Here is a 20,486-nt window from a genome sequence, read left to right as displayed (position 1 = left end):
ATGGCCGACTCCGCACAACAGGCTGGCGCCGCGCCCTGGCAGCCGCCTGCCGCCAGCGCGGCCGGCGCACCGACGCCGCCGCGTCCTTCGCCATGGCTCAAGGCGCTGCCTTTCATCGGGCCGGTGGTGCTCTTCATCGTGTGGGACCTGGCGGTGCGCTCGGGCCTCATCAAGGCCATCTTGCTGCCCCCGCCGGCGGACACCATCGCCACGCTCCTCACCGGCCTGGCCGGCGGGGCGCTGCTGGGCGACTTCGCCGTGACGGTGTGGCGCACGCTGCAGGCTTTTGTCATCGCCGCCGTCGTGGGCGTGCCGCTGGGCGTGCTGCTGGGCAGCAACGAGAAGGCGTACCGCAGCGTCGAGTTCCTGATCGACTTCTTCCGCTCCACGCCGTCGTCGGCGCTCATTCCGCTGTTCCTCATGATCTTCGGCGTGAGCGACGTCAACAAGGTGGCCATTGCCGCCTTCGGCGCGCTGCTCATCGTGGTGTTCAACAGCGCCTACGGCGTGATGAACGCCCGCAAGCAGCGCGTGATGGCGGCCAAGGTGATGGGTGCCTCGCGCTGGCAGATCTTTCGCGACGTGCTGGTGTGGGAAAGCCTGCAGCCCACCTTCGTGGGCCTGCGCTCGGCCGTGTCGATGGCGCTGGTGATCGTGATCGTGGCCGAGATGTTCATCGGCTCCGACTCGGGCCTGGGCCACCGCATCATCAACTCGCAGCAGGTGATGAATGTGCGCGACATGTACGCCTCCATCCTGGCGGCGGGTGCGCTGGGCTATGCGCTGAACATCCTCTTCCTTGTCGCCGAACGGCGGATCGTGCACTGGAGCGGACGATGAGAAGCGTCGACAACGTCATCAACGGCCCGGTGTACGCCGACGTGCCCAAGGCGCCCTTCGTGCCCGGGCCGGCGGGCACGCACATCACCATCCGCGGGCTGACCAAGTACTTCGCCGGCTGGCCGCTGTACGAGAACTTCGACCTGGACATTCCGAAGAACCGCATCGTGTCGGTGTTCGGGCCCAACGGCTGCGGCAAGAGCACGCTGATCAACATGATCGCGGGGCTCATTCCCATCGATTCGGGCGAGATCCTGTTCGACGGCAAGGCGCTCAAGGACACCAAGATCGGCTACGTCTTCCAGAACTACCGCGAGGCGATGTTCCCGTGGATGCGCACCATCGACAACATCGCCTACCCGCTCAAGCTCGAGGGCCGCAGCAAGGCGCAGGTGGACCGGCGCATGGAAGAGCTGGTGGCGTCCTTCGATGTGAAGTTCGACCTCAGGCGCTATCCGTACGAGCTCTCGGGCGGGCAGCAGCAGACGGCGTCGATCATGCGCGCGCTGGCGCCCGAGCCGGAGGTGCTCTTCCTCGACGAGCCCTTCTCCGCGCTCGACTTCGAGATGACGCTGTTCATTCGCGAGAAGCTGCAGGAAGTGTTCATGCAGACCGGCACCACCATGCTGCTGGTTTCGCACGACCTGGAAGAGGCGGTGTACCTGGCCGACCAGGTGCTGCTGCTCACCAAGCGGCCCACGCGGGTGGCCGAGATCCTGCCCTACGGCGATGCGCGGCCGCGCACGGTGGAGACGCTGAGCGAACCCAGCTTTGTCCGCACCAAGAAGCGCAGCCTCGAGATCTTCCAGCGCGAGGTGCGGCGATGACGCGCATGACGCCGGCGCAGATCGAAGCCTATGTGGATGCCAGTGCTGCCGCGCTGGACCTGAAGCTGCGCCCCGAGCACCGCGAGGGCGTGCTGCGCTACTTCCAGCTGGCCGCCGACATGGCTGCCCTGCTCGATGCGGCGGCGCTGGACCCGCATGTCGAGCCGGCCGTCAATTTCGTGCCGGTGCCTGCCGGCCACAAGGCGCAGGCATGAACGCCGCTGCCGATCTGCTGCGCAAGAGCGCCGCCGCCATGGCCGAGTCGGTTCGCGCCGGCTCGGTGAGTGCCGGTGCGCTGGTGCAGGCCAGCCTGGCGCGCATCGAGGCCACCGATGGCCGCGTCAACGCCTTCACCGAGCGCACGCAGCAGCGGGCGCTGCAGCGCGCCGCCGCGCTCGATGCGCAGCTGGCGGCCGGCGGCGAACAGGCGCAGGCGCTGCGTGCGTTGCCGCTGCTGGGCGTGCCCTTCGCGGTGAAGAACCTGTTCGACATCGAGGGCGTGCCGACGCTGGCCGGCTCGAAGATCGAACGCGACAGCCCGCCCGCCAAGGCGGATGCGGCGCTGGTGCAGCGCCTGGAAGCCGCCGGCGCCGTGCTGGTGGGCGCCCTCAACATGGACGAGTACGCCTACGGCTTCACCACCGAAAACAGCCACGAAGGCCCGGCGCGCAATCCGCATGACCTGACGCGCATCGCCGGCGGTTCGTCCGGCGGCTCGGGTGCGGCCGTGGCGGCGGGGCAGGTGCCGCTCACGCTCGGATCGGACACCAACGGCTCGATCCGCGTGCCGGCCTCGCTGTGCGGCGTGTTCGGCCTCAAGCCCACCTTCGGCCGCTTGCCGCGCACCGGCAGCTATCCCTTTGTTTCCAGCCTCGACCACCTGGGGCCGTTTGCCCGCTCGGTGCGCGACCTGGCGTTGGCCTACGACGCGATGCAAGGCCCGGAGACGGGCGAGGCGCGCGATCCAGGTTGCCTGCAGCGCGCCGCCGAGCCGGTGGCACCACTGCTCGTGCAAGGGGCGCACAGCCTGCGGGGCTTGCGCATCGGCGTGCTGGGCGGCTACTTCCGCGCGCGCGCCCTGCCCGAGGCGCTGGCGGTGGTCGACCGGGCCGCCGCCGCGCTCGGCGCCAGCGAGACGGTCGAGCTGCCCATGGTGCAGGCCGGCCGCGCCGCCGCCTTCCTCATCACCAATTCGGAAGGCGCGGCCTTGCATCTGCCCGACCTGCGAAAGCGGCCCGAGGACTTCGAGCCCCTGTCGCGCGACCGCTTCCTGGCCGGCACCCTGCTGCCGGCCGCCTGGGTGGCCCGTGCGCAGCGCGTGCGCCGGCTCTATGCCGAGCGCGTGGCCCGGGTGTTCGATCGATTCGACGTGCTGCTGGCGCCCGCCACGCCCTGCGCGGCCACGCCCATCGGCACCGAGCACCTGGACATCGACGGGCAGCGCCTGCCGTTGCGGCCCAACCTGGGCGTGCTGACGCAACCCATCTCCTGCATCGGCCTGCCGGTGTGCGCGGTGCCGGTGTGGGGCGGTGACGAACGCGCCGCGCCCTTGCCGTCCAAGCTGCCCATCGGCGTGCAGGTGATCGCCGCGCCCTGGCGCGAAGACCTGGTGCTGCGCGTGGCCGCCGCCCTGGAAGCCGCGGGCGTGGCCCACGCCCCGGTGGCTCAACTCTGAATACGAGCAAGACCATGATCGACGCCGACAAGGACATCAACCTGCCCGACGTGCTGGCCGAAGTGACGGCTGCCTTCGCCCGTTATGAAGACGCGCTGGTGAACAACAAGGTCGAGGTGCTCGACGAACTGTTCTGGGCCAGCCCGCACACGCTGCGCTACGGCGCCACCGAGAACCTGTACGGCTACGAGGCCATCCAGGCCTTTCGCGCGGCCCGCCCGGCGCAAGGGCTGGCGCGCGAGGTGCTGCGCACCGCCATCACCACCTACGGGCGCGACTTCGCCCACACCGCCATCGAGTTCCGCCGTGTGGGCGGCAACCGCGACGGCCGCCAGACCCAGACCTGGGCGCGCACTGCGCAAGGTTGGCGCGTGGTGGCCGCGCATGTGAGCCTCATCGCCTGAATCCGCACCGGCTTGATGCGCGGGGCCCGCCAAAAGGAGCACTTTTTTCGGCACGCTTTATGCATCCAGTCTTGTATCCAAGATCGATCCGTCAGCCAACCTAGTCCGGAGAGCACCATGCAGATCAAGGTCAATCGTCGCGATTCCATGAAGTCCCTGGCCGCGCTGGGCGCGGTGGGAACCCTCGGCGGCTGGAGCGCTCTGGCGCAGGCCCAGGCCAATCCGCTCACGGTGGGCGTGATCTACGTCGGCCCGCGCGACGACTATGGCTACAACCAGGCGCATGCCATGGCCGCGGCCGAACTCAGGAAGCTGCCGGGCGTGAAGCTGGTCGAGGAAGAAAACGTGCCCGAGACGGCGGCCGTGCAGAAGACCATGACGGGCATGATTTCGCAGGACGGCGCCAAGCTGCTCTTTCCCACGTCGTTCGGCTACTTCGACCCGCACATCCTGGCGCTGGCGCCCAAGAACCCCGACGTGCGCTTCGCCCATTGCGGCGGCCTGTGGTCCGAGGGCAAGCCCAAGAACGTGGGCAGCTTCTTCGGCTACATCGACGAGTGCCAGTACCTCAACGGCGTGATCGCCGGGCACATGAGCAAGTCCAAGAAGATCGGCTTCATCGCGGCCAAGCCGATTCCGCAGGTGCTGCGCAACATCAACGCCTTCACGCTGGGTGCGCGCTCGGTCGATCCGTCCATGACCACCGCCGCCATCTTCACCGGCGACTGGTCCATGCCCGTGAAGGAGGCCGAAGCCACCAACAGCCTGGCCGACCAGGGCGTGGATGTGTTCACCATGCACGTGGACGGGCCCAAGGTCATCGTGGAGACGGCGGCCAAGCGCGGCAAGATGGTGTGCGGCTACCACGCCAGCCAGGCCAAGCTCGCGCCCAACGCCTACCTCACCGGTGCCGAGTGGAACTGGATCACCGCCTACAAGACGATCCTGGAAGCCGCACAGGCCGGCAAGCCGCATCCCAACTTCCTGCGCGGCGGCCTGAAGGAAGGCTACGTGAAGATGTCGCCCTACGGCGCGATGGTGCCCGAGGGCGCGCGCAAGCAGGCCGAGGACATCAAGGCCAGGATGGTGGCCGGCAGCTTCGACATCTTCAAGGGCGGGCTGAAGGACAACAAGGGCGCGGTGGTCGTGCCCGCCGGCAAGTCCTTCAGGCAGACCGACGTGGAGCTTGAGAAGATGAACTACCTCGTCGAAGGGGTTGTCGGCACGCTGTAGGCGCGAGGCGAGGCATCCGATGCGTGATTCGTTGCGTGAATTCGCCCTGCCCGTGCTGGCCATCGCGGCGGCGCTGCTGCTGTTCGGCCTGCTGGTGTCCTTCACCGGCGTGAGTCCGCTCGAGGTGTGGTTCATTCTGTTCAAGGGCGCCTTCGGCGACTGGTTCTCCTGGCAGAACACGCTGCAGCGCGCGGCACCACTGATGCTCACCGCGCTGTGCGTGGCCATTCCGGCGCGCGCGGGGCTGGTGGTGATCGGCGGCGAGGGCGCGCTGGTGCTGGGCGGCCTGGCCGCCGCGGCCGTGGCGCACGCGGTGCCACTGCCTTTCAACATGCTCGGCAGCCTGGTGGTGTGCCTGGCCGGCGCCGTCGTGGGCGCCGCCTGGATCGCGCTGGCAGGCTGGCTGCGCCAGCACCGCGGCATCAACGAGACCATCAGCAGCCTGCTGCTGGCCTACATCGCCATCGGCATCTTCAAGCACCTGGTGGAAGGCGCGCTGCGCGACCCGGCCAGCCTGAACAAGCCGTCGACCTACTCGCTGGACGCGGGCCTGCTCATCGGCGGCATCGCCGGCTCGGATGTGCACTGGGGCCTGGTGATCGGCGTACTCGCCTGCATCGCGCTGGGCTTCTGGCTGCGCGCCACGCCGTCGGGCTTCTCGGTGCGGGTGGTGGGCGGCAACCCGCGCACCGCCCAGCTGGTGGGGCTGCCCGCCGGCAAGCTGATCGTCGGCGCCTGTGCCATCGGCGGCGCCTGCGCGGGCCTGGCTGGCGCCATCGAGGTGGCGGCGGTGCACACCAATGCCAATGCCTCGCTGATCGCGGGCTACGGCTATGCCGGCATCCTGGTCGCCTTCATCGCGCGGCACAACCCGCTGGCCATCATTCCGGTGGCCATTCTCTTCGGCGGCTTCGGCGCGGCCGGCAGCATGCTGCAGCGGCGCCTGGGCCTGCCCGACGCCTCGGTGCTGGTGCTGCAGGGCATCGCCTTCGTGCTCATCCTGGCCAGCGAAGGGCTGCGCACGCTCGACTGGAAAGGCTTCGGCGCCCGGCAGCTGCAGCAGCTGCGCCTGGTGCCGAAGATGCCGACATGACCGCCGACCAGTGGATCGCCTTGATCGCCGGCATCGTCGGCGGCGCACTGCGCGTGGGCGCGCCCTTTCTCTTCGTGAGCCTGGGCGAATGCCTCACCGAGAAGTCGGGCCGCATCAACCTGGGCCTGGAAGGCGTGCTGGTGCTCTCGGCCATGGCCTCGTTCGGCGGCGCCTACCTGACGGGCTCGCCCTGGCTGGGCGTGCTCATCGGCGCGAGTGCCGGGGCGCTGCTGGCGCTGCTGCATGGCCTCTTGTGTTCCATCGATCGGGTGAACGACGTGGCCACCGGCATCGCGCTCATGCTGCTGGGCATGGGGCTGGCCTTCTACCTGGGCAAGCCGCTGATCCAGCCGCAGGCGCCGCAGATTCCGGCCATTGCGCTGGGCGACTGGAGCAGCAACGCGGCCGTGCGCGCGGCGCTGCAGGTCAATGCGCTGGTGCCGGTTGGCGTGGTGCTGGCGCTGCTCATGGCGTGGGGCTTTGCGCGCACGCGTTTCGGCCTGCTGGTGCGGCTGGCGGGGGATTCGTCGAGCGCGGCGCGGGCGCTGGGCTACTCGGTGTCGGGCATCCGCATCGCGGCCACCACGGCGGGCGGCTTCATCGCGGGCCTGGGCGGCGCGTCGCTCACGCTCTTCTATCCGGGCAGCTGGAACGAGGGCATCAGCAGCGGCCAGGGCCTGATCGCGGTGGCGCTGGTGATCTTCGCGCGCTGGAGCCCCCTGCGCTGCGTGGGCGCGGCGCTGCTGTTCGGCGGCGCGGGCGCCATCGGGCCGGCGCTGCAGTCGGTGGGCATCGGCTGGGGCTACCACCTGTTCAACACCGTGCCCTATGTGCTCACGCTGGCGATCCTGTACCTGAGCTGCAAGCCGGGCGAGGTGGCCGCGGGCAGCCCGGGCGAACTCTCTTCCGCACGCTAGCATGAAAGCTCCCCCCAGCCTTGCCCACTTCGTGTGGCTTCTGCACCCCCTCAAGGGGGCAACACCAGCGGCCTGGCAGAGCCAGTTCCGCGGTGTTTCCCGGCTCGGACGCGCCGATTTCATGCGGCGTTGGTGGCGCGCGTTGCAATGGACCATTGACATGACCGAACGCTTCGTCGACGCCAACCCCTACCCCTGGCCCTACAACGGCGCGCTGCGGCCCGACAACACGGCGCTGATCGTGATCGACATGCAGACCGATTTCTGCGGCAAGGGCGGCTACGTGGACGTGATGGGCTACGACCTGTCCCTCACGCAGGCGCCCATTGAACCCATCCGCGGGCTGCTGGAGGTGATGCGCGCCCAGGGCTTTCACGTCATCCACACGCGCGAAGGCCACCGGCCCGACCTGGCGGACCTGCCGGCCAACAAGCGCTGGCGCTCGCGGCAGATCGGCTCAGGCGGCGTCGGCATTGGCGACGCGGGGCCGTGCGGCCGCATCCTGGTGCGTGGCGAGCCGGGGTGGGAAATCATTCCGTCGCTCGCGCCCCTGCCGGACGAAGTCGTCATCGACAAGCCGGGCAAGGGCTCGTTCTATGCCACCGACCTGGACCTGGTGCTGCGCACGCGCGGCATCGAGAACCTGATCCTCACCGGCATCACCACCGACGTGTGCGTGCACACCACGATGCGCGACGCCAACGACCGCGGCTATGAATGCCTGCTGCTGTCCGATTGCACGGCCGCCACCGACCACGGCAACCACCTGGCGGCGCTGAAGATGATCACCATGCAAGGCGGCGTGTTCGGCGCGCATGCCAGCTCGCACGCGCTCATCGCCGCGCTGGAGGCATCCGCATGATCGCGCCGCTCGACCCGCAGCCGCGCGAGACTGGCGCACTGGCGCTGGACACCTACGAGCTCACCAAGCGCTTTGGCGCCTTCACGGCGCTGGACCATGTGACCATGCGCGTGGAGCCGGGCAGCGTGCATGCACTGCTGGGCGAAAACGGCGCCGGCAAGAGCACGCTGGTGAAATGCGTGGCGGGCTTCCAGGTGGCGGAGGAGGGCAGCATCCTCATCGACGGGCGCGAGCAGAGCATTGCCAACCCCATCGTCGCGCGCGCCCTGGGCATCGGCATGGTCTACCAGCACTTCACGCTGGCGCCGGGCATGACGGTGGCCGAGAACCTGCTGCTGGCCGGCGGCCGCACGCCGGCCGTGATCGACTGGAAGACCCAGCGCGCCGAGCTCCAGGACTTTCTCGCGACCACGCCCTTCAGCCTGGACCTGGACGCGCGCCCCGCGGACATGGCCGCCGGCGAAAAGCAGAAGCTCGAGCTGCTCAAGCAGCTGTACCTCCAGCCCCGCCTGCTCATCCTCGACGAGCCCACCTCGGTGCTCACGCCCCAGGAGGCCGATGAAGTGCTGGGCCATGTGCGCGAGTTCGCCCGAAGCGGGCTGTGCAGCGTGCTCCTCATCACCCACAAGTTCCGCGAGGTGATGCAGTACGCCGACGACGTGACCGTGCTGCGCCGCGGCAAGGCCGTGCACCACTGCAGCGTGGCCAGCACGCAGCCGGCGCAGCTGGCCGCCGCGATGATGGGCGAGGCCGCAGGCTCGCCGCAGGTGGCGGCCGAGGCCGCCTCGGCGCGCATCCCGCGCACGCCTGTATCGGCCACCGCGCCGAATGCCTTGCAGGTCGAGGGGCTGCGCGCCCTGGGCGACCGGGGCACGCTGGCCGTGCACGACCTGAGCCTGCAGGTGCGCGCGGGCGAAATCCTGGGCGTGGCCGGCGTCTCCGGCAACGGCCAGCGCGAACTGGTGGAGGCGCTGGTGGGCCAGCGCGCGCGGCTGGGCGGGCTGGTGCATGTCAACGGCAAGCCCTATCACGCACGCCGGGAAGAAAACCGGGCGCTGAAGGTGCGCAGCCTGCCCGAGGAGCCGCTGCGCAACGCCTGCGTGGGCGACCTCAGCGTGGCCGAGAACATGGCGCTGCGCGACTTCGACGCGCCGCCGCTGGCGGCCCGGGGCGTGCTGCGCTTTCCTGCCTGGCGCAGCCGCGCGCGCGAATGGATTCGCGAATACGGCGTGAAGACCCAGGGCGAGGATGCGCCCATCCGCAGCCTGTCGGGCGGCAACGTCCAGCGGGCTGTGCTGGCACGCGAGCTGGCCGGCGAGATCGCGGTGCTGATCGCGGCCAATCCGGTGTTCGGCCTGGATTTCGCGGCGGTGGCGGAAATCCACGCGCGCATCCTGGACGTGCGCGCGCGCGGCGGCGCGGTGCTGCTCATCAGCGAAGACCTGGACGAACTGCTGGGGCTGGCCGACCGCATCGTCGTGATGAGCGAAGGCCGCATCGTGTTCGAAACACCCGCGGCGGGCGCCGAGCGCCACGTGCTGGGGTCGCACATGGGCGGCGGCGAGCACGGCCACGCCCATCCGCCTTATCAACACGCTGCCTGAGGCCCGGCCCATGACAAGAAAGCTGCAGTTCGACGCCCAGCCCTTCGGCTTCGAGTGCGAGGTGGAGCGCACGGCGCTGGTCATCATCGACATGCAGCGCGACTTCATCGAGCCGGGCGGTTTCGGCGAGAGCCTGGGCAACGACGTGGCGCTGCTCGCGGCCATCGTGCCGGCCTGCCAGGCCGTGCTGACGGCCTGGCGCCAAGCCGGCGGCCTGGTGGTGCACACGCGCGAGTCGCACCGGCCCGACCTCGCCGACTGCCCGCCTGCCAAGCGCAACCGCGGCAACCCGCTGCTGCGCATCGGCGACCTCGGGCCCATGGGCCGCATCCTCGTGCAGGGCGAGCCGGGCAACCAGATCATCGATGCGCTCAAGCCTGCGGCGCTGGAAATCGTGATCGACAAGCCCGGCAAGGGCGCCTTCTATGCCACGCCGCTGCAGGCCAGGCTGCAGGAGCGTGCGATTCGCAAACTGCTCTTCATGGGCGTGACCACCGAGGTGTGCGTGCAAACCAGCATGCGCGAGGCCAACGACCGGGGCTACGACTGCCTGCTGCTGGAAGACTGCACCGAAAGCTACTTTCCCCGGTTCAAGACAGCCACGCTGGAGATGGTGCGCGCCCAGGGCGGCATCGTCGGGTGGACGGCCCCGAGCGCCCACCTGCTGGCGGCCATGGGCAAGGCCCAAAACGCCTAATATTTGCCCGTGACCCTCGTCCGCTCACCTTCTCGCTCTTCCTCGTCGCCCGAATCCGTCGTGTTCCGCACGCGCGCGGACGAGGTGTATGCGCAGCTCAAGCGCGACGTGGCCGAGTTCCGCCTGGTGCCAGGCGACCGCTTCACCGAGAACGAGATCAGCGAGCGGCTGAACGTGTCGCGCACGCCGGTGCGGCAGGCGCTGTTCCGGCTGCAGCAGGAAGGCTTTGTCGAGGTGCTGTTCAGAAGCGGCTGGCGCGTGCTGCCCTTCGACTTCGACCAGTTCGAGCAGCTGTACGACCTGCGCATGGTGCTGGAGACCACCGCCGTGCACCGCCTGTGCGAGGCCGACCACCGGGTGGACCGCAGCCTGCTGGCCGAGCTGGCGGCCATCTGGCTGGTGCCCGCCGCGCAGCGCAGCGCCGACACCGCCCAGGTGGCCCAGTGGGACGAGGAATTCCACTGCGCGCTGGTGGCCGCCGCCGGCAACAACGAGATGGCCCGCATCCACCGCGACGTGACCGACCGCATCCGCATCATCCGGCGCCTTGATTTCACCGTGCAGCGCCGCATCGACACCACCTACGACGAACACGCCAAGATCCTCAAGGCCATCCGCGCCAACCGGGGCGACCAGGCCGCCATGCTCTTGCGCGCGCACATCGAGACCAGCCAGGCCGAGGTGCGCAAGATCACGCTGCACCAGGTGCACATGGCGCGGCACGCGGTGGGGTCGGGGCGCTGAGGTGTTCGCGCTCAGGCCAGTTGCGCGAGGCGCTCGCGCAGGAACTCCATGAAGGCGTAGGCAATGACGGGCAGCTGGCGTCCGCGCAGGCTCGCCAGCACCAGCTCGCCGCGCGGAAAGCCCCGGTCTTCGATCTCCCGCGCCACCACGTCACGCTCGTCGGGCAGGACGCCGATGGCCATCTGGAATGAAATCGAGCGCTGGTCGAAGACGCAGCCGCGCAGGAACTCGAAGCTGTTGCTCTCCACCATCGGCCCCAGCCGGATGGAGCTGCGGGAGAGAAAGCGTTCCAGCAGCTGGCGGCCGCCGGTGTCGCGGTTCGGCAGCACCAGCGGGTAGTCGGCGCAGTCGCGAAGTCGCAGGCCGCCGCCTGTGCGCCGCGCCAGCGGGTGCTGTGCGTGCATGAGCGCCACCAGGCGCTGCTCCAGCGAGGCGCTGCGCTCGATGTCGCTTTCCGGTTCGAGGTTGAAGACCAGCGCCAGGTCGGTGCCGAAGCTGCGCAGCGCCTCGGCGGCCTGCACATGGTCGCCGATCCGCACATCGAAAGCCACCAGCGGATGCGATTGCCGGAATGCCTGGATGGCCTGGGGCAGGAAGCGCGGTGCGAGCGCCTGGCTGGCCACCACCCGCACCGTGCCCCGGCGCAGGCCCTTGAGCTCCTCGATCTCGGAGCGCACCTGATCCAGCTCGGCCGCGCGGCCGCGCACGTAGCGCATGAACAGCTCGCCGGCGGTGGTCAGGCGCATGCCGCGCGGCAGCCGCTCGAAGATCGGCGTGCCCAGCTCCTCCTCGATGTCCTGGATGCGGCGGTTCACCGCCGAGGGCGCCACGTGCAGCCGTTCGGCGGCCTGGCGGATGGAGCCCGCGCGCGCCACCTCGTCGGCATAGCGCAGGAAGCGTAGATGGTTCATGCCTCGTGACCTGTGAATCCGGATGACGCGCCAGCTGCATGAAGCGGGCCAGCGTCGTGAGCGCCAGCGTTGCCGAAACGGCAACGCACAGTACGTCAAACGGTACGAATTCGGAGCGGCTTCTGGCACGTTGACTGCGTGCTTGCTGCGCATGAACCGCAAGACCGCCGCCCGGCGCACCAAAGTCGATCAGCCCATGCGTTTCGGCCCCGCGCCGCACAACGCCTGGACCCTCGACGACCAGGGCCTGAGCCTGGTGCGCACACCGAAGCGCCCCAGGCCGGTGCGCATCGAGGCGCGCCCCCAGGCCATCGAATTCGACCTGGCGCGCAGCGCGCTGCTGGTGGTAGACATGCAGAACGACTTCTGCCACCCCGAAGGCTGGTTCGGCCAGAAGGGCCTGGGCGTGAAGGCGGCGCGCAAGCCCATTCCCGTCATCGCCCGATTGCTTGATGCCTGGCGTGCGGCCCAAGCGCCGGTGGTGTGGGTCAACTGGGGCATTCGCGCCGATGCGCGCAACCTGAGCCCGACGATTCATTTCAAGGGCAAGCGCAGCGCCGAAGGCGTGGGCTATGCCGAGCGCTCGCCCATCGACCACGGGCCCGCGCTGGTGCAGGGTGAGTGGGGCGCCCGGGTGGTCGATGAACTGAAGGTGCTGCCCGAGGACATCACGGTGCACAAGCACCGCCTGAGCGGCTTCTGGGACAACGAGCTGGACAGCCTGCTGCGCCAGCAGGGCATCGGCACGCTCTTCTTCGCCGGCATCAACACCGACCGCTGCGTGTTCTCGACGCTGCAGGACGCGGCCTTCCTTGGCTACGACTGCGTGCTGCTGGAAGACGCATGCAGCACGCCGTCGCCCGCGCATGTGACGCGCGGCATCCACTTTCTCGTCGAGACGCTGCATGGCTTCGTGGCCCGGGCAGATGCATTGACGAGCGCACTTCCTTCTTCCCAACGCAACACCAGGAGTTCCAGATGAACATGCTCCGCTTCTTTCCTCGCGTCCATCGCCGAACGGCCTTTGTGATCGGCGCCGGCGTGCTCGCCTTGTCCGGCAGCGTCGCCAGCGCGCAGACCTCCATCCGCATGGTGCTCAACTGGAAATACGAAGGGGCGCAAGCCTGGTTCTTCCTCGCCCAGGACAAGGGCTACTTCAAGGCCGAGGGGCTGGACGTGACCATCGACCAGGGCGAAGGCTCCGCAGCCTCCATCCCGAAGGTGGCGGCCGGCGCCTACCAGGCTGGCTTTGGCGACAGCAACGCGCTCATCGACCTGGCCGCCAAGCGCCCGGACGAGGCCCCGGTGGGCGTCTTCATGCTCTACAACACGCCGCCCTTCACGCTGGTGGTCAAGAGCGACAGCCCGATCCGCACGCCCAAGGACCTGGAAGGCAGGACGGTGGGCGGCCCGGCCAACGACGGCGCGCTCAAGCTCTTCCCGGCCTTCGCCAAGATCGCCAAGGTCGATGCGTCCAAGGTGAGCATCACCAACATGGCACCCAACCTGCGCGAGCAGATGCTCTCGCGCGGCCAGATCGACGCCGCCTTCGGCTACGTGACCACCGTCACCTTCAGCGCCAAGGCGATGGGCCTGGACCCGGCCAAGGACCTGCGCTTCATCCGCTACGGCGACCACGGCATGGACCTGTATTCCAACACCGTGTTCTTCTCGCGCAGCTTCGCCAAGGACAAGCCCGAAGCCGTGCGCGGCTTCGTCAAGGCGCTCAACCGCGCCATTGCCGACGTGATCGCCAATCCGGATGCCGGCGTCGATGCGGTCATGAAGCGCGAGCCGCTGCTCAAGCGCGACGTCGAGAAGGAAAAACTGCTGGCCACCCTGCGCAACGACATGAGCCACCCCGAGATCGCCCGCATCGGCCTGGGCGACATCGACGAGGCGCGCATGAAGCGCGGCATCGACATCGTGGCCGACGCCAACCAGCTGCCGCGCACGCCCGCCGTGGGCGAAGTGTTCGACCGCAGCTTCCTGCCGCCGCGCGCGCAGCGCCCCTCCAGCCTCATCCAGCCCTGAACCCCACGCCTTCAAACAGACAGACAAGCGAAAGACGAACATGGATCTCCAACTCAAGGACAAAGTGGTGCTCATCACCGGCCCCGCCAAGGGCATGGGCAGCGCGGTGACGCTGGCCTTTGCAAAAGAAGGCGCCAGGCTGGTGCTGGCCGGGCGAGATACCGCGGCCATCGAGCCGGTGGCGCAGCAGGCGCGCGCGCTGGACGTCGAAGTCATCGTGGTGCCCTGCGACCTCACGCAGAGCGCGCAGACCGAAGCGCTGGCCGCGCGGGCGCTCGACGTGTTCGGCCGCATCGACGTGCTGGTCAACGTGGCCGGCGGCTCGGGCCCCATCGGCAAGACGGGTTGGGAAACCACGGCCGAGGAATTCGACGAGATCGTGCAGCTGAACATGAAGGGCTGCTTCAACACCATGCACGCCGTGCTGCCCTCGATGATCGAGCGCCGCAGCGGCAAGGTGGTGAACGTGGGCGGCACCTTCGGCATGCGCGGCCGTGCCGGGCGCATGGCGTATTCGGCTTCCAAGTGGGGGCTGCGCGGCATCACCAAGAGCTTTGCGCTGGAGGCGGGCCCCTACGGCATCAACGTCAACTGCGTGGCGCCGGGCATGGTCGACGGCCCGCGCTTTCGCGAGAAGGTGTGCGCCAACATGGCCAGCAAGCTGGGCATCACGCTGGAAGATGCGATGCAGCGCCATGCGGCCGACTACGCGTTGCGCCGCGTGTCCACCGATGCGGACGTGGCCCATGCGTGCCTGTTCATGGCCAGCGAGGTCTCGCGCCAGATCACCGGCGTGGACCTGCCGGTCGATGGCGGTTGGGCCGCGCTGTGAACGGGAGGCGCGCCATGAAGGAAGTCGACCTCGTCATCCGCGGTGCCCAGGTGGTGTCGCCGGACCGCATCGTGCCTGCCGCCGTGGCGGTGGCCGGCGAACAGATCGTGGCGGTGGGCCACGACGACACCATGCCGCCCGCGCGCGAGGAACTGCGCGCAGACGGCCTGTACCTGCTGCCCGGTGCCATCGACAGCCACGTGCACTTCCGCGATCCGGGCTACCCGCACAAGGAAACCTGGAAGACCGGCTCGGCCGCCGCCGCGCTGGGCGGCGTGACCACGGTGTTCGAGATGCCCAACACCAATCCTGCCACCGGCACCATCGAGGCGCTTCGCATCAAGCAGAAGGCGGCCGAGGCCTCGTACGTGGACTTCGGCATCCACGGACTGCTGGGCGACGACACGATCGACCGGCTGGAAGAGTTGCTGGAAGGCGGCGTGACCAGCTTCAAGGCCTTTGTCGGCAACACCTTCGGCAACCTGCCGGCCCCCACCGACGGCGCGCTGCTCGAAGGCTTCGAGACGCTGGCGCCGCTGGGCATCCGCACCGTGGTGCATGCCGAGAACTCATCCATCCTGCAGCGCAGGCAAAAGCAGATGCAGGCGGCCGGGCGCATCGACGCCATGGCGCACCTGGCGGCGCGGCCCGCGGTGGCCGAGATCGAGGCCATCGGCCGCGTTCTGACGCTGGCCGAATGGACCGGCGCGCGCGTGCACATCGCGCATCACAGCGCGGCCGATTCGCTCTATCTGCTTCGCGAGGCGCGTGCGCGCGGCGTGGACGTGACGGCCGAGACCTGCCCGCAATACCTGCTGCTCAACACCGACCACATGCGCACGCTCGGCGGCGTGATGCGGCTGAACCCGCCCATCCGCGAGCCGCGCCACAACCAGCCGCTGTGGAATGCGCTGATGGATGGCACGCTGGACATGATCGCCACCGACCACGCGCCGCACGCGCCGGAAGAGAAGACGCGTCCCAACATCTGGGAATGCGACTGCGGCTTCCCGGGCGTGGAGACGCAGATGCCGCTGATGCTCACGGAAGTGAATCGAGGTCGCGCCAGCCTCATGGACTACGTGCGCTGGAGCGCGGTCAACCCGGCCAAGGCCTGGGGCCTGTACGGCACCAAGGGCGTGATCGCGCCCGGCGCGCATGCCGACATCGCATTCGTCGACATGAGCCGGACCGGCGTGCTCTCGCAGAACAAGCTGCAGAGCATCAGCAAGATCTCGCCGTGGAACGGACGCGCGGTGCAGGGCTACCCGGTGCACACGCTGCTGCGCGGCCGATTCGTGATGCGCGAAGGCCGCCTGGTGCAGGACATGGCCGGCTGGGGCCGCAGCGTGAAGAGCGTGCAGCGCATGCCGACGGCCAAGCCGCGCAACACCGAGCACTACAGCAGCGCCATCCTGCGCACGCCGCCCGGCGTGCCCGAAACGGCCACGCCCGTGGGCGAAATCGATTGGAGCCGTGCATGAGCGCGGGCCGTGTCCAGCAAGTGGGCGTGTGGCGCATTGGCTGCAGCGGACCGGGCGACCTGCGCGGCGTGCAGGCGCTGATCGATTCGGGCGAGTTGGTGCCCCAGGACATCGTGGCCGTGATGGGCAAGACCGAAGGCAATGGCTGCGTCAACGACTTCACGCGCGAATACGCGGCGTCGGCGTGGTGCCAGCTGCTGGCGCCGGCGCTGGGCTGCACGCCGCACGAGGTGCATGGGCGCGTGGCGCTGGTGATGTCCGGCGGCACGGAAGGTGTGCTGTCGCCGCATTTCACTGTGTTCACGCGACGCTGGGTCGACGGCGCTGCCAACGCAGGCAAGCGGCTGGTGGTGGGCGTGGCGCACACGCGCGACTTCCTGCCCGAAGAAATTGGCCGCGCCGCGCAGATCGACGCCACGGCGCAGGCGGTGGAAGAGGCGATGCGCGATGCCGGCATCGACGGCGCAAGCGACGTGCACTTCGTGCAGGTCAAGTGCCCCTTGCTGACTTCCACCAAGGTGTCGGCCACCTTGTCGCGGGGCGCGGCGCCCGTCACGCACGACAGCTACGAGTCGATGGGCTATTCGCGCGGCGCCTCGGCGCTGGGCGTGGCCGCGGCGCTGGGCGAAGTGGCGCGCGAACGCATTGCAGATGCGGCCGTGCTGTCGGACTGGGGCCTGTTCTCGGCGCGGGCTTCTGTCTCGGCGGGCATCGAGTTGGAGGGCAATGTGGTCATCGTCCTGGGCGAGTCGCGCGCCAGCGCCTCGCCGTTTCGCATCGCACACACCGTGATGCAGGACGCCATTGATGCCGCCAGCGTGCGCGGCCTGCTGCGCGAAGCCTTCGGGCTCGACGTCGAGGCGGATGCGAAGTTGCTGTCGAAGCGGCTGGTCAACCTGCTGGCCAAGGCAGAAGCCAGCCCGGACGGCCGCGTGCGCGATGTGCGCCACACCATGCTCAACGACTCGGACATCCATGCCACGCGCCACGCACGCGCCGTGGTCGGCGGCGTGCTGGCCTCGCTGGCCGGAAACACGGCGCTGTATGTGTCGGGCGGCGCCGAGCACCAGGGGCCGGCCGGCGGCGGGCCGGTGGCCGCCATCGTGCGCGCGGACGAATACGAGAGGACCTCATGACACAAGACTTCATCCAGTTGTCCGACGTGATGCTGCGCTATGGCGGCGGCACCATCGCGCTGGACCACACCACGCTGGGCATTGCCAAGGGGGACTTCGTCGCGCTGGTGGGGCCCAGCGGCTGCGGCAAGTCGACCATCCTCAAGCTGGTGGCCGGGCTCCTGCGGCCCAGCGCCGGCGCCGTGATCGCCGGTGGCCGCGAAGTGGGCGCGGCCGGCGTGCAGCCGCCCGACGGGCGCCACGCATCGGACGCGCCGCGCCTTCGCATCGGCCTGGCCTTCCAGAACCCGACCATGCTGCCCTGGCTGACGATCCGCGAGAACGTGATGATTCCGCTGAAGGTGGTGCAGCCCTTCCGCAGCGAATGGCGGCAGAAGAAGCGCGGCGAGTATGCCGAGCGCGCCGACGCCCTGCTGGCCCAGGTCGGCCTGCGAGGCTTTGGCGACAAGCGGCCCTGGCAGCTGTCGGGCGGCATGCTGCAGCGCGCATCGCTGTGCCGCGCGCTGGTGCACGAGCCCGAGCTGTTGCTGCTGGACGAGCCCTTCGGCGCGCTGGACCAGTTCACCCGCGAGGAGCTTTGGGACATCATGCAGAAGCTCTGGATGGAGCGCCGCCCCACCGTGCTGCTGGTGACGCACGATCTGCGCGAGTCGGCTTATCTGGCCAATCGCATCTGCGTCATGAGCGCACGGCCGGGCCGCATTCTCGAAACGCGCGATGTCGGCTTCGCCCGCCCCCGCACGCTGGAAGGCAGCTATGCGCCCGAGTTCGCGGCGCTGGTGCAGCAGCTGCGCATGCGGATCGCCCAGGCGCGCAGCGACGGTGATGCATCGCGTACCGACGCAGGCAACGAGCCGGTGTTTGCGTCGGCGGCCCCGCGCGGGGAGGCCGTGGCATGAGCGCGGCGCCATCCCCCAAGCTGCGGCAGCGCCTGCTGTCGGGCAGCGCACTGGTCGGCTTCTTCGTGCTGTGGGAGCTGGTGTGCCTGGCCACCGGCGTGTCCGACCTGGTGTTGCCGCGGCCCAGCCAGATCGCGCTGGTGCTGGTGCAGAAGATGTCGCTCCTGTGGCCGCACACGCTGCAGACGCTCTACACGACCTTCGTCGGCTTCGCGCTCGGCGTGCTCGTGGGCGTGCTGCTGGGCGTGCTGATCGGCTCGTCCAAGCTGGCCTACGACGTGACCTATCCGCTGCTGGTGGGTTTTTCCAGCATTCCGAAGGTGGCGGTGGTGCCGCTGTTCGTCGTGTGGTTCGGCGCGGGCACCGTGCCGGCCATCCTCACCTCGATGGTGATCAGCATCTTTCCGGTGGTCGTCAACGTCGCCACCGGGCTGGCCAGCACCGAGCCGGAGCTGGAGGACGTACTGCGCGTGCTGGGCGCCCGCAAGCGCGACATCCTGTGGAACGTCGGCCTGCCGCGCACGCTGCCTTACCTGTTCGCCTCGCTCAAGATCGCCATCACGCTGTCCTTCGTGGGCACCGTGCTGAGCGAAACGGTGGCGGCCAACAAGGGCATCGGCACGGTGATGATGATCGCCAGCGGCAACTTCGATGTGCCGATGGTGTTCGCGGGCCTGTTCCTGCTGGCGCTGATGGGTGTGCTGCTCTATGCGGTGTCCGCCTTCCTGGAACGCCGCATGACCGGCTGGGCGCAGCGCAAGAACGATATGGTGATGGCATGACCCCAAGCAAACGCATCCACATCACCGCCGGCGGCCTGCACTTCGTGGCCGAAACCCATCCCGACGCGCCGCTGACCGTGGCCGCCTTCGAGAAGCTGCTGCCTTATCGGCAAAAGCTCATCCATGTGCGCTGGAGCGGGGAGGGCGTCTGGGTGCCGCTGGGCGAGTTCCAGCTCGGCGTGGGCTTCGAGAACCACACCAGCCATCCGTCGGTGGGCGACATCCTGTTCTACCCCGGCGGCTACAGCGAGACGGAAATCATCCTCGCCTACGGCGCCTGCAGCTTCTCCAGCAAGCTGGGGCAGCTGGCGGGCAACCACTTCCTCACCATCACCGAAGGGCGCGAGCAACTGCGCGCGCTGGGCACCAAGGTGCTGTGGGAAGGCGCGCAGGACGTGCTGTTCGAACCCGAGTGACATCTCTTCCCAGGTCTCTTTCCAAGGAAACTCCCATGACATCCTCCATCGGCCGCCGCCACATCCTGCGGGGCCTGGCCGGCGCCGCCGTGCTTGCTTCGCCGCTGGTGCGGGCCGCCGACGGCCCGACGCCGGTGCGCTTCGTGCTCGACTGGAAACTGCAGGGCGTGCATGGCTGGTTCCAGCTCGCGCTCTCGCGCGGCTATTTCGCCGCCGAGAAGCTGGACGTGACCATCGACCAGGGCGAAGGCTCGGCGGCCAGTGTCACCAAGGTCATGGCCGGTGGCTACCAGACCGGATTCGGCGACGTCAATGCCATTGCGCAGATGGCGGCCACCCGGCCCGGCGAGGCGCCGGTGATGGTCTACATGCTCTACAACCGCGCGCCGTATGCCTTGATCGTGAAAGCGTCCAGCCCGGTTCGCAGCATGCGCGACCTGGAGGGACGCACCCTCGGCTCGCCTGCAGGGGGTGCCGCCGCGAAGATGTTTCCCGTGGTGGCCGCGCGGGCCGGCATCGACGCCGCCAAGGTGCAATGGATGAACATGGCGCCCAACCTGCAGGAGCAGATGCTGCTCAAGGACCATGTGGAAGGCTCGGCCGTGTTCTCGGTCACCAGCTACATGAACCTGGTGGCGCAGGGCGTGGACCCCGACCGCGACATCCGCTGGTTCCACTACGCCGACCACGGGGTGGACCTGTATGGCAACGGCGTGCTGGTGTCGCGCAGCTTCCTGCGCGAACGGCCCGAGGCGGTGGCCGGCCTGGTGCGCGCCATTCATCGGGCCGTGCGTGACACGCTGGCCGACCCGGGCGCCGCGATGGCCGCGTTGAAGGCGCGCGAGCCCTTGCTGGACGTGGCGCTCGAAAAGCGCCGCCTGCTGTATGCGCAGCGCACGGTGATCCTCACGCCCGAAGTCGGGGTGCGCGGCCTGGGCGATGTCGATGACGAGCGCATGGGCCGTGCCATGGCCCAGCTGCAGCAGGCCTTTTCGTTACCGCGTGCGCCGGCGCCGCAGGAGGTGTTCGACCGGCGCTTCCTGCCGTCGCTGGCCGAGCGCAAGGCGGCCTTGGCCTGAGCATTGCATAGCGGATC

General features: G+C 69.0%; 22 protein-coding genes. 21 read left to right on the top strand and 1 reads right to left on the bottom strand.

Annotated features, from left to right (window positions below; genetic code table 11):
* The 12 genes from VSO01S_RS13180 (at position 1) to VSO01S_RS13125 (ending at position 10,896) form a co-directional block, all read left to right on the top strand.
* Positions 1 to 840, top strand: a complete 840-nt coding sequence (locus tag VSO01S_RS13180) for an ABC transporter permease (RefSeq protein ID WP_068643095.1) — start codon at positions 1 to 3, stop codon at positions 838 to 840.
* Positions 837 to 1,667: an ABC transporter ATP-binding protein gene (locus VSO01S_RS13175; RefSeq protein ID WP_068643071.1), complete on the top strand. Its 831-nt coding sequence runs from the start codon at positions 837 to 839 to the stop codon at positions 1,665 to 1,667. The genes VSO01S_RS13180 and VSO01S_RS13175 overlap by 4 nt, the downstream gene beginning before the upstream one ends.
* Positions 1,664 to 1,882 carry an AtzG-like protein gene (locus tag VSO01S_RS13170; protein ID WP_068643069.1) on the top strand — a complete coding sequence of 73 codons (219 nt, stop codon included), beginning with the start codon at positions 1,664 to 1,666 and terminating at the stop codon, positions 1,880 to 1,882. The genes VSO01S_RS13175 and VSO01S_RS13170 overlap by 4 nt, the downstream gene beginning before the upstream one ends.
* A complete protein-coding gene (locus tag VSO01S_RS13165) occupies positions 1,879 to 3,342 on the top strand; it encodes an AtzE family amidohydrolase (RefSeq protein ID WP_068643068.1) in 1,464 nt (487 codons plus the stop codon). The genes VSO01S_RS13170 and VSO01S_RS13165 overlap by 4 nt, the downstream gene beginning before the upstream one ends.
* A gap of 14 nt (positions 3,343 to 3,356) precedes the next feature.
* On the top strand, positions 3,357 to 3,746 hold the full coding sequence (gene hpxZ / locus VSO01S_RS13160) for an oxalurate catabolism protein HpxZ (RefSeq protein WP_068643066.1): 390 nt from the start codon (positions 3,357 to 3,359) through the stop codon (positions 3,744 to 3,746).
* A gap of 117 nt (positions 3,747 to 3,863) precedes the next feature.
* Positions 3,864 to 4,979: a BMP family ABC transporter substrate-binding protein gene (locus VSO01S_RS13155; protein ID WP_068643064.1), complete on the top strand. Its 1,116-nt coding sequence runs from the start codon at positions 3,864 to 3,866 to the stop codon at positions 4,977 to 4,979.
* A gap of 19 nt (positions 4,980 to 4,998) precedes the next feature.
* Complete coding sequence (locus VSO01S_RS13150; RefSeq protein ID WP_068643062.1) at positions 4,999 to 6,072, top strand: ABC transporter permease; 1,074 nt, start codon at positions 4,999 to 5,001, stop codon at positions 6,070 to 6,072.
* Positions 6,069 to 6,989 carry an ABC transporter permease gene (locus VSO01S_RS13145; protein ID WP_068643060.1) on the top strand — a complete coding sequence of 307 codons (921 nt, stop codon included), beginning with the start codon at positions 6,069 to 6,071 and terminating at the stop codon, positions 6,987 to 6,989. Before VSO01S_RS13150 ends, VSO01S_RS13145 begins: the two co-directional genes overlap by 4 nt.
* Before the next feature lie 160 nt (positions 6,990 to 7,149).
* Positions 7,150 to 7,851: a biuret amidohydrolase gene (gene biuH, locus VSO01S_RS13140; RefSeq protein ID WP_068643058.1), complete on the top strand. Its 702-nt coding sequence runs from the start codon at positions 7,150 to 7,152 to the stop codon at positions 7,849 to 7,851.
* Positions 7,848 to 9,455, top strand: coding sequence for an ABC transporter ATP-binding protein (locus VSO01S_RS13135; RefSeq protein ID WP_068643057.1), 1,608 nt, complete (start codon positions 7,848 to 7,850; stop codon positions 9,453 to 9,455). Before biuH ends, VSO01S_RS13135 begins: the two co-directional genes overlap by 4 nt.
* Before the next feature lie 10 nt (positions 9,456 to 9,465).
* Positions 9,466 to 10,152, top strand: a complete 687-nt coding sequence (locus VSO01S_RS13130) for a cysteine hydrolase family protein (protein ID WP_174544730.1) — start codon at positions 9,466 to 9,468, stop codon at positions 10,150 to 10,152.
* A 9-nt stretch (positions 10,153 to 10,161) separates the two neighbouring features.
* The gene (locus VSO01S_RS13125) at positions 10,162 to 10,896 is read left to right on the top strand and encodes a GntR family transcriptional regulator (protein ID WP_068643093.1); all 735 of its coding nucleotides are present in this window, start codon (positions 10,162 to 10,164) and stop codon (positions 10,894 to 10,896) included.
* An 11-nt stretch (positions 10,897 to 10,907) separates the two neighbouring features.
* On the opposite strand, the gene VSO01S_RS13120 is transcribed toward VSO01S_RS13125, so the two are convergent.
* On the bottom strand, positions 10,908 to 11,807 hold the full coding sequence (locus VSO01S_RS13120) for a LysR family transcriptional regulator (protein ID WP_068643055.1): 900 nt from the start codon (positions 11,805 to 11,807) through the stop codon (positions 10,908 to 10,910).
* A gap of 151 nt (positions 11,808 to 11,958) precedes the next feature.
* Here VSO01S_RS13120 and VSO01S_RS13115 point away from each other — a divergent pair, with 151 nt between their 5' ends.
* The 9 genes from VSO01S_RS13115 to VSO01S_RS13075 are packed head-to-tail and all read left to right on the top strand — an operon-like array spanning position 11,959 to position 20,469.
* Positions 11,959 to 12,789, top strand: a complete 831-nt coding sequence (locus VSO01S_RS13115; RefSeq protein WP_068643089.1) for a cysteine hydrolase family protein — start codon at positions 11,959 to 11,961, stop codon at positions 12,787 to 12,789.
* A complete protein-coding gene (locus tag VSO01S_RS13110) occupies positions 12,786 to 13,841 on the top strand; it encodes an ABC transporter substrate-binding protein (protein WP_068643053.1) in 1,056 nt (351 codons plus the stop codon). Before VSO01S_RS13115 ends, VSO01S_RS13110 begins: the two co-directional genes overlap by 4 nt.
* A gap of 40 nt (positions 13,842 to 13,881) precedes the next feature.
* Positions 13,882 to 14,673, top strand: coding sequence for an SDR family NAD(P)-dependent oxidoreductase (locus VSO01S_RS13105; protein ID WP_068643051.1), 792 nt, complete (start codon positions 13,882 to 13,884; stop codon positions 14,671 to 14,673).
* A gap of 14 nt (positions 14,674 to 14,687) precedes the next feature.
* Complete coding sequence (allB, locus tag VSO01S_RS13100; protein ID WP_068643049.1) at positions 14,688 to 16,157, top strand: allantoinase AllB; 1,470 nt, start codon at positions 14,688 to 14,690, stop codon at positions 16,155 to 16,157.
* Positions 16,154 to 17,293, top strand: coding sequence for a cyanuric acid amidohydrolase (gene atzD / locus VSO01S_RS13095; protein ID WP_068643047.1), 1,140 nt, complete (start codon positions 16,154 to 16,156; stop codon positions 17,291 to 17,293). Before allB ends, atzD begins: the two co-directional genes overlap by 4 nt.
* Entirely contained in the window at positions 17,290 to 18,192 is a 903-nt protein-coding gene (locus VSO01S_RS13090; protein ID WP_068643045.1) for an ABC transporter ATP-binding protein, read from the top strand. The genes atzD and VSO01S_RS13090 overlap by 4 nt, the downstream gene beginning before the upstream one ends.
* Positions 18,189 to 18,974: an ABC transporter permease gene (locus tag VSO01S_RS13085; protein ID WP_068643043.1), complete on the top strand. Its 786-nt coding sequence runs from the start codon at positions 18,189 to 18,191 to the stop codon at positions 18,972 to 18,974. Before VSO01S_RS13090 ends, VSO01S_RS13085 begins: the two co-directional genes overlap by 4 nt.
* Positions 18,971 to 19,390, top strand: a complete 420-nt coding sequence (locus VSO01S_RS13080) for a DUF3830 family protein (RefSeq protein ID WP_068643041.1) — start codon at positions 18,971 to 18,973, stop codon at positions 19,388 to 19,390. The genes VSO01S_RS13085 and VSO01S_RS13080 overlap by 4 nt, the downstream gene beginning before the upstream one ends.
* Before the next feature lie 35 nt (positions 19,391 to 19,425).
* The gene (locus VSO01S_RS13075; RefSeq protein WP_084241851.1) at positions 19,426 to 20,469 is read left to right on the top strand and encodes an ABC transporter substrate-binding protein; all 1,044 of its coding nucleotides are present in this window, start codon (positions 19,426 to 19,428) and stop codon (positions 20,467 to 20,469) included.
* Positions 20,470 to 20,486: the final 17 nt, after the last annotated feature.

It is taken from the genome of Variovorax soli NBRC 106424 (genome assembly GCF_001591385.1).
Taxonomy (GTDB): Bacteria; Pseudomonadota; Gammaproteobacteria; order Burkholderiales; family Burkholderiaceae_C; genus Variovorax; species Variovorax soli.
The sequence above is the reverse complement of the archived record's forward strand: the minus strand, read 5'-3'. Positions and strand labels throughout refer to the sequence as shown.

What these genes read in the sequence shown, in the direction of transcription:
- VSO01S_RS13165 (WP_068643068.1), top strand. Translation starts at nt 1,879, where the DNA reads ATGAACGCCGCTGCCGATCTGCTGCGCAAGAGCGCCGCCGCCATGGCC.
- VSO01S_RS13150 (WP_068643062.1), top strand. Translation starts at nt 4,999, where the DNA reads ATGCGTGATTCGTTGCGTGAATTCGCCCTGCCCGTGCTGGCCATCGCG.
- hpxZ (WP_068643066.1), top strand. Translation starts at nt 3,357, where the DNA reads ATGATCGACGCCGACAAGGACATCAACCTGCCCGACGTGCTGGCCGAA.
- VSO01S_RS13085 (WP_068643043.1), top strand. Translation starts at nt 18,189, where the DNA reads ATGAGCGCGGCGCCATCCCCCAAGCTGCGGCAGCGCCTGCTGTCGGGC.
- atzD (WP_068643047.1), top strand. Translation starts at nt 16,154, where the DNA reads ATGAGCGCGGGCCGTGTCCAGCAAGTGGGCGTGTGGCGCATTGGCTGC.
- VSO01S_RS13120 (WP_068643055.1), bottom strand. Translation starts at nt 11,807, where the DNA reads ATGAACCATCTACGCTTCCTGCGCTATGCCGACGAGGTGGCGCGCGCG.
- VSO01S_RS13115 (WP_068643089.1), top strand. Translation starts at nt 11,959, where the DNA reads ATGAACCGCAAGACCGCCGCCCGGCGCACCAAAGTCGATCAGCCCATG.
- VSO01S_RS13110 (WP_068643053.1), top strand. Translation starts at nt 12,786, where the DNA reads ATGAACATGCTCCGCTTCTTTCCTCGCGTCCATCGCCGAACGGCCTTT.
- VSO01S_RS13130 (WP_174544730.1), top strand. Translation starts at nt 9,466, where the DNA reads ATGACAAGAAAGCTGCAGTTCGACGCCCAGCCCTTCGGCTTCGAGTGC.
- VSO01S_RS13170 (WP_068643069.1), top strand. Translation starts at nt 1,664, where the DNA reads ATGACGCGCATGACGCCGGCGCAGATCGAAGCCTATGTGGATGCCAGT.
- allB (WP_068643049.1), top strand. Translation starts at nt 14,688, where the DNA reads ATGAAGGAAGTCGACCTCGTCATCCGCGGTGCCCAGGTGGTGTCGCCG.
- VSO01S_RS13105 (WP_068643051.1), top strand. Translation starts at nt 13,882, where the DNA reads ATGGATCTCCAACTCAAGGACAAAGTGGTGCTCATCACCGGCCCCGCC.
- VSO01S_RS13075 (WP_084241851.1), top strand. Translation starts at nt 19,426, where the DNA reads ATGACATCCTCCATCGGCCGCCGCCACATCCTGCGGGGCCTGGCCGGC.
- biuH (WP_068643058.1), top strand. Translation starts at nt 7,150, where the DNA reads ATGACCGAACGCTTCGTCGACGCCAACCCCTACCCCTGGCCCTACAAC.
- VSO01S_RS13135 (WP_068643057.1), top strand. Translation starts at nt 7,848, where the DNA reads ATGATCGCGCCGCTCGACCCGCAGCCGCGCGAGACTGGCGCACTGGCG.
- VSO01S_RS13175 (WP_068643071.1), top strand. Translation starts at nt 837, where the DNA reads ATGAGAAGCGTCGACAACGTCATCAACGGCCCGGTGTACGCCGACGTG.
- VSO01S_RS13145 (WP_068643060.1), top strand. Translation starts at nt 6,069, where the DNA reads ATGACCGCCGACCAGTGGATCGCCTTGATCGCCGGCATCGTCGGCGGC.
- VSO01S_RS13080 (WP_068643041.1), top strand. Translation starts at nt 18,971, where the DNA reads ATGACCCCAAGCAAACGCATCCACATCACCGCCGGCGGCCTGCACTTC.
- VSO01S_RS13155 (WP_068643064.1), top strand. Translation starts at nt 3,864, where the DNA reads ATGCAGATCAAGGTCAATCGTCGCGATTCCATGAAGTCCCTGGCCGCG.
- VSO01S_RS13180 (WP_068643095.1), top strand. Translation starts at nt 1, where the DNA reads ATGGCCGACTCCGCACAACAGGCTGGCGCCGCGCCCTGGCAGCCGCCT.
- VSO01S_RS13090 (WP_068643045.1), top strand. Translation starts at nt 17,290, where the DNA reads ATGACACAAGACTTCATCCAGTTGTCCGACGTGATGCTGCGCTATGGC.